Below are 9,835 nucleotides of genomic sequence, written 5' to 3'. Positions count from 1 at the left end.
CGGCGACCTACCGTAGGTCGTTTTTTGCCCCCCTCAGACTACCTATTATACAGGGCTGTGCTTCGGCTCTCCAACCGATCAGTCAGGACGAAGTAAATAAATGCTTATCTTTGGCTTGCCTTGTAGCTTAGGCTGCGGGATCACGGCCCATCCGTGAGCAGATTCATTATCATCAAGTACACATCAGAGATGAAGAAACTTATCGCTATCATGGCACTGGCGGGGATCACATCTTCCCTGTCTGCGCAGACCCCCAAGGAGACTAAGGACAGCATCCAGCCCAACGTCTTCACGACCGTCAAGGATGCTCGCATCACTTCGATCAAGAACCAAGCAAACTCCGGGACTTGCTGGGCATATTCGGCTCAGAGCTTCCTCGAAGACGAGCTCATCCGTATCGGTAAGGGCGAGTATGACCTCTCGGAAATGTTCGTCGTCAGCCACTCCTACAGAGACAAGGGTCGTAAGTATGTCCGCCTGCACGGCAAGCTGAACTTCGCTCAGGGTGGATCCTTCTACGATGTACTCTACGTACTGAAGAACTACGGAGCTGTCCCTCAGGCTATCCTCCCCGGGCTCAACTACGGCACGACGAAGAATCAGCACGGAGAGATGGAGACTGGTCTCAAGGCCTTCCTCGACGCTATCGTCAGCAACCCCAACGGCAAGCTCTCCTCAGCTTGGTATCCCGCCTACGAGTCGATCATCGACCAGTACCTCGGCAAGCTCCCCGAAAGCTTCACCTTCAACGGCAAGAAGTACACCCCTCAGAGCTATGCTAAGGAACTTGGCCTCAACGCCGACGACTATGTATCGCTGACCTCCTTCACGCACCACCCCTTCTACAGCAAGTTCGCCCTCGAGATCGAAGACAACTGGCGCTGGGCTGAATCCTACAACCTCCCCATCGACGAACTCATGCGCACGATGGAGTACGCTATCGACAAGGGCTACACCATCGCTTGGGGCTCTGATGTGAGCGAGAAGGGCTTCACCCGTGACGGGATCGCTGTCCTAGCCGACGTCGAAGAGATCGAAACGAAGGGCTCCGACCAGGCTCGCTGGATCGGTCTGAACTACTCCGACAAGCAGCGCCTGCTGACTCAGCTCATCCATTCGGCTAACGTACCTGAAGTCAATCCTACTCAGGAGTACCGCCAGAAGGGCTTTGACAACTACGAACTCACCGACGACCACGGTATGGTCATCTACGGGATCGCAAAGAATCAACTCGGCCGAAAGTTCTTCATGGTAAAGAACTCTTGGGGTGAGGCAGGTGCCTACAAGGGTATCTGGTACGCTTCGTACAACTTCGTCAAGGGTAAGACGATGAACATCGTACTCCACCGCTCGGCTCTCCCCGATGACATCGCCAAGAAGCTCGGCATCAAGAATAAGTAAGAGCTCCCTCGAGAGCGCTTAGCTCGATACAGCGAGAGGCCATCCGTACTACTACGGGTGGCCTCTCCTCGTCTTAGCCCCTTCGAGATAAGAACTTTATGGATATTCTTTGACGAGGGGATATACCGCATTCTACCTAGCTTCCATGGGGGTCCCCTAGGGAAAATAATTACAAACGTCAAAAAGTACTTGGTGGAGTAAAATAATTTAACGTATATTTGCAGTGTGTTTTTCATGGTATTAGATTTAAGGTTAACGAAGAGAATTGGCTGTCGGGAGACAGTCAATTCTTGTTTTATGCCCCTAGTACCATCTACCCAGCTGTAGCCGTAGATCTAGCCTTGACCCAACGAAGGCTAGGCTATCCGACGAAGCACCCACTTCCCCTTTAGGATATATCGGATAATGAGTAACTTTGCGCAAACCCTAGAGAAGACCTCCAAGCACGATCGCTCTTCTCTAGGGCGTATAAATACAGCACTAACGTAATGGCACAGAGTAACCAAAACCCATTAGTCGCTGAGGTATGCGCCTCCAAGCGACACGATAAAGCTCTCATCCTAGTCACCTTCGGTAGCACCTACGAAGGACCACACAAGACCTTCGCTACCCTGCGTCAAGCCTTCGCTGAGAACTTCCCCGACCGAGACATATATATGGCCTTCACCTCCAAGTTCTGCATCCGCCGATGGAAGGAGAAGACCGGTGAGGAATACTACACCACTGACAAGTGGCTCGAGGCTATAGGAGAAGCCGGCTATCGTGCTGTCAGTATCCAGTCGCTACACGTCATCCCAGGGCTAGAGTACTCGTTCATCGGTGACCGCTATGTCCCGCAGTTCCACCGACTCTACCCACACATCCCCACCACAATCGGCGTACCCCTTCTGTGGAGCCAAGCCGATATAGAGCGTGTCGGAGACTGCCTCTATTCCCTCTTCAGAGAGCGTCTCGAGCGTGGGGAAGCCCTCGTACTCATGGGGCATGGCAACAACACCGATAAGCACCCCGAAGCCAATGGTCGCTACCGCCGTCTCCATGACTATCTGCAGAAGCGCCACCCACGTATCCTCATCGGGACGGTAGACTTCGAGGATATGCTCTTCGAGGACGTCGCCGAGCGACTCCAAGAAGTGTGTCCCGAGGGAACGACGATCAATCTCCTCCCACTGATGTCTGTAGCTGGAGACCATGCACTCAATGACATGGCAGGCGACGAAGAGGAAGATACCCCTCTGGAGGAACAGAGCTGGAAGATACGCTTCCGTGCTCTTGGCTATCGTGTCGATGAGGAGCATTGCCACCTACATGGACTAGCAGACTTCGCCCCACTTCGCCAGATCTGGCTAGACCATCTGATGGCAGCAGAGCGGGAGCAGTAACCCCGCCTAAGCACGAGAAGTACGTATATCTGTGTATCCAATTCCCCTGACTATGAATAAGCGTCTCTATCTACTCCTCCTAGCTCTTACCCTGGGACTAGAGCCTGCTGGAGCCATGCACATCATGGAGGGATTTATTCCCATGAAGTGGTGCATCATCTGGTATCTGATCGCCCTACCCTTCGTAGTGCTTAGCTACCGCTTCGTAGCTCGTATCGTGAAGGCTTCTCCCCGTATGAAGAGCACCTTCGCCCTCTCAGCAGCCTACACCTTCATCCTATCTGCACTGAAGGTACCTTCGGTAGCAGGGAGTAGCTCACACCTGACGGGTACGACGCTCGGGACACTAGCTATCGGCCCGATGGCTATGCCCCTCGTCGGGACGATCGTCCTGCTCTTCCAGGCACTTCTCTTAGCCCATGGTGGGATCAGCACCCTAGGGGCGAATATCTTCTCTCTATCTATAGCAGGTCCCTTCGTAGCCTATGCACTCTACCGCATCTTCATGGGGCTGAGACTCCACAGAAATGTGGTGATCTTCGTCGCTACCTTCTGTGGCTCTATGGCTACCTATATAGTGACCTCCTTCCAGCTCGCCTTTGTCTATCCTGACGCCGTCTCAGGTATCATGGGAGCAGCGTGGAAGTTCCTCGGGATCTTCGCCATCACGCAGGTCCCTCTCTCGATCATCGAAGGGATCCTCACCGTCGTAGTCATCGGACTGCTGGACAAGAGTCAAGTCAATACCTCCGTCTACATGGGTGGAGTGAAGGAAGAGGCTCAGACGAAGAAGAGCCTTCGCCCTCAGGTCATCCTCCTCAGTATCCTCGGAGCTATCTGCCTAGCACTACCCATCCTAGCAGGGATCTTCGATATCGGTACAGGTACCGATGATCAGGCAGGGGACATGATCGGTCACCTTACCCCAGGCTTCAGCCCAACGCCCTTCTGGGAGAGCTTCGAGCCCTCGGAATTAGGCGAACCCCTCCTCTTCGCTCTACAGGTAGCCATAGGCATCGCCCTCTTCGCCTGGGGTTACTATCAGCTGGTCTATAAGAAGCGCCTCAAGAAGGAGCACGAAGAGCACATCTAATGTCGCATACACAGAGCTGCTCGCTACGGCCTAGTCTGCGTAGGGAGCAGGCATACTTTGTCCTTTGTCTCCTTGCCCTTGGAGTCGCCTTAGTGCTCCAGCATACGCTTCAGCTCCTCGCCTTCGCTGTCCTTATCTACGGGCTAGCCTTCCGCTACTATGGGGAGCGACGTAGGGGCTTAGTGCGCCGAGTCCTTATCCTCGCTGGCTTCATCTCACTCTCTATCCTACCTCTTGCTCTTGGTCGAGGAGACCCCTCCTCGCTCCTCCTTGATCTGGGGGGATGGGGCTTCACCCGTGACGGGCTTCATGTAGCGATCAAGACTTGGCTCAGATGCCTAGCATCCGTTGGGTCAATGATCCTTCTGCTCCAGCTCCTACCACTACATCGTCTCTATGCGGTACTACGTAGCCTGGGTATCCCCAAGCTCTTCATTGACCTCGTCGAACTGACCTATCGCTATATCTTCGTTCTTGAGGAGACGGCGGGACAGATCCGCCTAGCACAGACGAGCCGTCTGGGCTATCAAGGAGGGATACAGCGATGCATCCAGCACTTCGGGATGCTTCTCTCACGCACCTTCGTCCTCAGCCAAGTAGAGTCCGATAAGCTCTATCTCGGATTGGTCTCTCGGGGCTATGAAGATGAGCCCCTCCATCAGCCTGTAGAAGGTGGAGCTACTCTAGACAAGACTCCCGTGCTTCGCCTTGAAGGGATCTCCTTCGTCTACGAAGATGGATACGAGGCGCTACGCGCCCTCTCCCTCTCTATCCATAGAGGAGAGCGCATAGCTCTGATCGGACACAATGGGGCTGGGAAGTCCACCCTCTTCCTTCTCCTCTCGGGTCTACAGCAGAGCTGGCAAGGGGAACTCTATCTTCACGGGAAGCTCATCACCCCTCAGGAGCGAGTAGCCCTGCGCCGTCGTGTCGCTCTGGTTCTACAGAACTCCAACTATCAGCTCTTCACCCCTTCCGTCGAGGATGAACTATCCTTCGGACTAAAGAACATGGGTCTGGAGGGAGAAGCGCTCCACCTGCGCCTCGAGGAACTCCTCACCGAGTACCAGCTCCTTGACCTGCGCCACAAAGCTCCACATGAACTTAGCGAAGGGCAGAAGAAATGGGTAGCCCTAGCTGCCGTCCTTGCTACAGCCCCCGAGATCATCATCCTAGACGAACCGACAGCAGCACTTGATGCACTCTATACCGAGCGTGTACTGGAGCTCCTAGATCGTCTCCACGAGCGAGGGAAGACGGTCATCGTCTCCACGCACGACATGGATCTGGGGTATCAGTTCGCCGACCGTGTACTCCTCCTCGCTAAGGGGAAGCTCCTCGCTGACCGCCCTGCACTAGAGCTGTGGCAGGATAGAGAGCTACTTACCTCAGCACACATCCCTCAGCCTTGGGCGCTACGCTCTGCAAAGGCACCTCTGCATCACCCTGCTAGCTTCCCCCAGGGAGAGAAGCACTATCACCTACCCCTCTTCCTCTCAGCAGAAGAGCTCCCCATCCTATTCATCGGAGGGGGACGAGGTGTCTGGCGCAAGGCTCAGGGGCTTATCGACCGACACATCCCCTTCACCATACTCTCCCCCACCCTCTGCCCCGAGCTAGAGGCGTACGAAGGTAAGGGACTCTTCCGCTGGATACGACAGCGGTATACCGGCGTGGAGGATCTATCTCCAGCCCGCATCATTGTCCTCGGGATAGGTGATCCCGAAGAAGAGCGAGCGATCGCTGACCGACTTGCCTCGGAGGGCTACCTCTTCTCTCTGCTCAGTGATCCCCAGCGGGGGAACATCCAGTTCGGAGCCACAGCCCACCGAGAGGGCGTCACACTCTCAGTCCACAGCGACTACCGCTTGCCCGAGATCACCCAGAGCTTGAAGGAGGCTTGGGTCAAAGACCTACCAGCGGGTATCGGGGCACATCTAGAAGAGCTAGCCCAGCTAAGAGTCGCCCTACTCGAGGCACCAGAGGGAGAGGCGAAGGACCGCCTACGCAAAGCCTACACCGAAAAGAAAGAATCACTACTGCAAGATACGATCCATGATCGGACTCATTAGCATCAACCACAAGACCGCTTCACTATCCCGCCGAGAGCAATTCGCCCTCTGCGAAGAGGAGGCGGTACAGCTCATCGACCTATGGAAGAGCGAAGAGGGGCTCCTCGGCGGACTCGTACTCTCTACATGCAATCGTCTAGAGATCTACTATGAAGCTCCATCACGCATCACCTCGGAGCAAGAGACTCGACTCATCCGTAGCCTCTACCGCTTCAAGAAGGTGCGCCACCTCGGCGATGAATCCATCTTCGAGACACGCCAGCATCAGGAGGCGATCAAGCACCTCTTCCGTCTGGCCTGTGGGCTCGAGTCGATGGTCTTAGGAGAGACACAGATCCTGGGACAACTCAAGGAAGCCTTCCGCCTCGCTACAAGCCATAGTCAGAGCACCTCAGTCCTCTCCCGACTCTGTCACAAAGCCTTCGAGACAGCGAAGAAGGTACGTAGCGAATATCTACTCTCTGCCACCCCCATCTCCGCAGGTGCTGCAGCGGTAGACTACCTCCATCATAACGCCTCAGACTTCCTACAGCAGCCGGTGCTCATCCTCGGAGCAGGTCAGATGGCCGAAGCTATAGCTCAGCGCCTACAGGAGCTTCAGCACCCTGAGGTCAGCGTATACAATCGCACGGGCTCACGTGCCGAGCTCTTTGCCACGAAGCACCATATCGCTCAGGTCTTCTCTGAGGATAGGCTCTCCGAAGCACTCCGATCAGCGACCATCATCTTCGTAGCTACCTCTTCCCTCACCCCCATCATCACTGAGGAGGTCGTCCCTCACACCCCTCGGGAGACAAGGCACTTCTTCGACATGGCTGTCCCCCGCAATGTCGATCCGTCTCTAGAAGAGCTACCAAGCATCCGACTCTATACCATCGATGACCTCAGAGGCCAGCAGTACCTCTCTAAGGAGAAGGCTCATCAGGATGAAGAGATCCAGAGCTATCTCCAAGCGATGACCCAAGACTTCATCGCCTGGTGCGATGCAGCCGAAGTTCGTGAAGTCATCGGGCTAGTCCAGCAGGTCTCTCACCAGCTTCTCCAGAAGGAGCTCGCTCACCTGCCCCACGAACTGACGGAAAGGGAGCGAGAGCTCGTCACCCGATGGGATGAGCACTTGCGTACGACCTATACGACGGCTATCGTCTCTTCGCTACGTGAACTCAGCGAAGAGACAGGGCTCAAGATCTACTCCGAAGCTACCCTACAGCTATTCTCTCATATCCAAAGCAAACTACCTCAGCATGACGCATAGGACGCTCATCTTAGGCTCTCGAGGGAGCCAACTAGCCCTACGCCAAAGCGAGCTCGTACGAGAAGCTCTACTCAGTGCCCACCCCGATCTCCTGATCGAGATCAAGATCATCAAGACCAAGGGTGATAAGCTACAGCACCTCGCTCTGGATGCTTCTGGAGACAAGGGGCTCTTCACTGGGGAGCTAGAGGCCTCACTCCGTCGGGGAGAGATCGACCTAGCAGTGCATAGCCTCAAGGATCTCCCTGTAGATCCAGCCGAAGGTACGTGTCTCGCAGCTTACCTCCCTCGAGCAGTCACCCATGACACCCTCATCGGCCCCTGCCCCCTAGAGTCTCTACCCGAAGGGGCTGTCGTAGGCACCTCGAGTAAGCGTAGAGCCTACCAGATAGCTCTTCACTATCCACACCTACGCACCGAGCCCATCCGAGGCAATGTGGAGACCCGTATCGGGAAGGTCCACTCTGGACTCTTCGATGCCACGCTCCTTGCCGAAGCCGGGCTCTCTCGCCTAGGGATGGATGAGCTCGAGCGCTACCCCATCAAGGAGGCAGTCATCGTCCCTGCTCCAGGGCAAGCAGCCATCGCTGTACAGACCCGTATCGATGATACGGAGCTACACAGCCTCCTAGAGAGCATCCATGATGCCAAGACCGAGCGAGAGGTGACGATCGAGCGAAGCCTACTGAAGCGACTGGGTGGAGGCTGTGCCCTCCCTCTAGGCTGTGTCTGCCATATCACAGATGATCAAGCAGAGCTCCGAGTCTTCTATGCTAGTAGTTCGGGAGAGAAGCACTACAAGGCCAAGCACACCGTCCCTCTATCGGAGATCGATCGCCTCCTTGATCACCTCACCGACGAACTAAGAAGCATCACTACAGCATGAGCACCGTATACCTAGTAGGAGCAGGACCAGGTGATCCCAAGCTCCTCACCCGTAGAGCCCATGAGCTCATCACTACCGCCGAAGTCATCGTCTACGATGCCCTCGTCTCCCCCAGCATCCTCGCCCTCATTCCCGAGGGAACTAAGCTATACCATGTCGGTAAGCGCTATGGAGCTCATTCGCTCAAGCAGGCAGAGATCAACGACCTACTCATTGAACTAGGGACAGCTGACCTAGGTAGGGTCGTACGCCTCAAGGGTGGCGATCCCTTCGTCTTCGCTCATGGAGGAGAAGAGATGACAGCCCTTCGTGAAGCTGGCATACCCTACGAGATCGTACCCGGGATCACAGCAGGTCTTGCTGCCCCAGCCTACTTCGACATCCCCCTCACCCATCGAGGACTCAGTCGCTCCTTCACCTGCCTTACAGCGCACACTGAGGATGGAGAGCTACCTGACTTCGACTGGACTAGCCTAGCTCGACTCTCGGGGACGCTGGTCTTCTATATGGGGGTAAGGCAAGTGGCTCAGATCAGCCAGGCCCTCATCGCAGCAGGGATGTCCACCTCTACCCCTGCTGCTCTACTAAGCCGAGGTACGACACCCCAGCAAAGCCTACTAGTGCGCACCCTAGGGGCGTTCACCGATACGTCGGAGGACTTCTCTGCGTACGCTCCTGCGCTCTTCATGATCGGTGAAGTCCTACAATTCGCCGAAGGGCGCACCTCTCTCCCACTCTCGGGGAAGAAGGTCATCGTGACTCGAGCCCGACACCAAGCCTCTGTCCTTCAGGAAGCGCTGGAGGAGAAGGGCGCCGAGGCTTATCTCCTTCCCACGATCCAGCTTACCCCTAATGAGGAGGTCAAGACGGAGCTTGAGACGACCCTCGAGAGCTTACCGAGCTACGACTGGATCCTCTTCACCTCGCCCAATGCCGTAGAATTCTTCTTCTCAGCTCTTCGCCAGCGAGGGAAGGATCGCCGCCTCCTTGCTCCTTGCCAGATCGGAGCACTAGGCCCCATGACTGCTCAATCCCTTAGCGCGTATGGGATCACCGCCGACTTCGTCCCTCGGGAGTACTATGCCAAGGTCTTCGCCGAGGAATTCATCCAGCGGGCTAAGCTCACCCCTGTCCATCGTATTCTCCTACCCAACTCCGCCCTTGCGAGTGATGATCTCTCGGAGCTCCTCTCCGAAGCAGGAATCGCCTGCCACCGCCTCCCCCTCTACCAGAATACGCCTATCAGCTATACCGCTAGCGAACTGAAGGAAGCGCTCGACTCGGCTGATTACCTCACGGCCTGTAGTTCCTCTGCCATCCATCATCTAGTGAGCTTGCTACGAGTACACCAGCTAGAGCACCTGCTGAAGGCACTCCCGTTAGCTGTCCTCGGAGAGCAAACAGCCGAGGCCGCTCGGAGCTACGGTATCGAGCCGAAGCTCATCGCTACTCAGCCTCGGATCACCTGCCTAGTAGAAACTCTGGTGAAGGATGCTACGAATTAGAGGCGTCGCACTCATCATCTAAATTGCTCCTCATAGCCACCCCGAGGGGGTATCTGCTCGTCGGATACCCCCTCTTCTTATAGGTATACTGCAAGGATAGGAGCGCTCACTACCAAGGAAAGCTCATCACGCTTCCTCCCCCTCTTCGTAGCCTCCCTAGCCGAGGAAGTGTAGCACGCTTAGCCGACGAAATAGAGGGGAGTCTACGGTACAAATTGCCGAAATACGTATAGAAAAGAGT

The 9,835-nt window shown here is 55.6% G+C and carries 7 protein-coding genes; all 7 read left to right on the top strand.

The genetic code is table 11. The annotated features are described in order from the left end of the window. The first annotated feature begins 189 nt into the window (after positions 1 to 189). The 7 genes from HMPREF1556_RS00250 to cobA all read left to right on the top strand — a co-directional run bounded on the left by HMPREF1556_RS00250 (position 190) and on the right by cobA (position 9,594). Positions 190 to 1,401: an aminopeptidase C gene (locus HMPREF1556_RS00250; RefSeq protein WP_044125015.1), complete on the top strand. Its 1,212-nt coding sequence runs from the start codon at positions 190 to 192 to the stop codon at positions 1,399 to 1,401. A 488-nt stretch (positions 1,402 to 1,889) separates the two neighbouring features. Beyond that, positions 1,890 to 2,783, top strand: a complete 894-nt coding sequence (locus HMPREF1556_RS00245) for a sirohydrochlorin cobaltochelatase (protein WP_021666145.1) — start codon at positions 1,890 to 1,892, stop codon at positions 2,781 to 2,783. Positions 2,784 to 2,835: 52 nt separating this feature from the next. Further along, complete coding sequence (locus HMPREF1556_RS00240; RefSeq protein WP_021666144.1) at positions 2,836 to 3,876, top strand: energy-coupling factor ABC transporter permease; 1,041 nt, start codon at positions 2,836 to 2,838, stop codon at positions 3,874 to 3,876. Continuing rightward, positions 3,876 to 5,948 carry an ATP-binding cassette domain-containing protein gene (locus tag HMPREF1556_RS00235; RefSeq protein ID WP_021666143.1) on the top strand — a complete coding sequence of 691 codons (2,073 nt, stop codon included), beginning with the start codon at positions 3,876 to 3,878 and terminating at the stop codon, positions 5,946 to 5,948. The genes HMPREF1556_RS00240 and HMPREF1556_RS00235 overlap by 1 nt, the downstream gene beginning before the upstream one ends. Next, entirely contained in the window at positions 5,932 to 7,203 is a 1,272-nt protein-coding gene (hemA, locus tag HMPREF1556_RS00230) for a glutamyl-tRNA reductase (RefSeq protein ID WP_021666142.1), read from the top strand. Before HMPREF1556_RS00235 ends, hemA begins: the two co-directional genes overlap by 17 nt. Continuing rightward, a complete protein-coding gene (gene hemC / locus HMPREF1556_RS00225; RefSeq protein WP_021666141.1) occupies positions 7,193 to 8,089 on the top strand; it encodes a hydroxymethylbilane synthase in 897 nt (298 codons plus the stop codon). The genes hemA and hemC overlap by 11 nt, the downstream gene beginning before the upstream one ends. After that, positions 8,086 to 9,594, top strand: coding sequence for a uroporphyrinogen-III C-methyltransferase (gene cobA, locus HMPREF1556_RS00220; protein WP_021666140.1), 1,509 nt, complete (start codon positions 8,086 to 8,088; stop codon positions 9,592 to 9,594). The genes hemC and cobA overlap by 4 nt, the downstream gene beginning before the upstream one ends. Positions 9,595 to 9,835 lie beyond the last annotated feature (241 nt).

This window comes from Porphyromonas sp. oral taxon 278 str. W7784 (genome assembly GCF_000467855.2).
GTDB lineage: Bacteria > Bacteroidota > Bacteroidia > Bacteroidales > Porphyromonadaceae > Porphyromonas.
This window is presented reverse-complemented; position numbering and strand designations above follow the sequence as displayed.

Bases quoted from the DNA above. Each gene is read 5' to 3' on its own strand.
- HMPREF1556_RS00250 (WP_044125015.1), top strand. From the start codon at position 190: ATGAAGAAACTTATCGCTATCATGGCACTGGCGGGGATCACATCTTCC.
- HMPREF1556_RS00245 (WP_021666145.1), top strand. From the start codon at position 1,890: ATGGCACAGAGTAACCAAAACCCATTAGTCGCTGAGGTATGCGCCTCC.
- HMPREF1556_RS00240 (WP_021666144.1), top strand. From the start codon at position 2,836: ATGAATAAGCGTCTCTATCTACTCCTCCTAGCTCTTACCCTGGGACTA.
- HMPREF1556_RS00235 (WP_021666143.1), top strand. From the start codon at position 3,876: ATGTCGCATACACAGAGCTGCTCGCTACGGCCTAGTCTGCGTAGGGAG.
- hemA (WP_021666142.1), top strand. From the start codon at position 5,932: ATGATCGGACTCATTAGCATCAACCACAAGACCGCTTCACTATCCCGC.
- hemC (WP_021666141.1), top strand. From the start codon at position 7,193: ATGACGCATAGGACGCTCATCTTAGGCTCTCGAGGGAGCCAACTAGCC.
- cobA (WP_021666140.1), top strand. From the start codon at position 8,086: ATGAGCACCGTATACCTAGTAGGAGCAGGACCAGGTGATCCCAAGCTC.